We start from the raw sequence: 607 nt of genomic DNA, 5'->3' as shown, positions 1-607 counted from the left end.
TGATCCGAACTGAGCGCCGAGCGTTTCCTCGATGATCCGTTCAACGTCGGGCGCATGTACCGCACCGGCGACCTGGGTCGTTACCTGGCGGACGGCAATATCGAGTATCTGGGCCGTAACGACGACCAGGTGAAGCTCCGTGGTTTCCGGATCGAACTGGGCGAAATCGAAGCGCGCCTGGCTGCTTATCCTGGGGTCAAGGAAAGCGTAGTCCTGGCTCGGGAGGACAACCCGGGCGAAAAACGCCTCGTGGCCTACGTCACGGCGCAGCAGCCTGAAACCGTGTTGGAGATCGAAAGCCTGCGTGGCCATCTGCAAGGCGCACTGCCGGAATACATGGTCCCGGCGGCCTATGTGCAGCTTGATGCTCTACCACTGACGCCCAACGGCAAATTGGACCGCAAGGCCCTGCCGGCCCCGGATGGCACGGCACTGATCAGCCGCGAATATGAAGCGCCGCAAGGCGAAGTGGAAAGCGTACTGGCGCAACTCTGGGCGGAATTGCTCAAGGTCGAGCGCGTAGGGCGGCACGACAACTTCTTCGAACTTGGCGGTCACTCGCTATTGGCCGTGACGTTGATCGAACGCATGCGCCAGGTCGGCCTGA

General features: G+C 61.6%; 1 pseudogene. It reads left to right on the top strand.

Annotated features, from left to right (window positions below):
* Positions 1-6: 6 nt before the first annotated feature.
* Positions 7-607, top strand: a pseudogene (locus M5C01_RS32775) (phosphopantetheine-binding protein); the annotation flags it as partial.

It is taken from the genome of Pseudomonas sp. MWU12-2319, from assembly GCF_023242525.1.
GTDB lineage: Bacteria > Pseudomonadota > Gammaproteobacteria > Pseudomonadales > Pseudomonadaceae > Aquipseudomonas > Aquipseudomonas gingeri_D.
The sequence above is the reverse complement of the archived record's forward strand: the minus strand, read 5'-3'. Positions and strand labels throughout refer to the sequence as shown.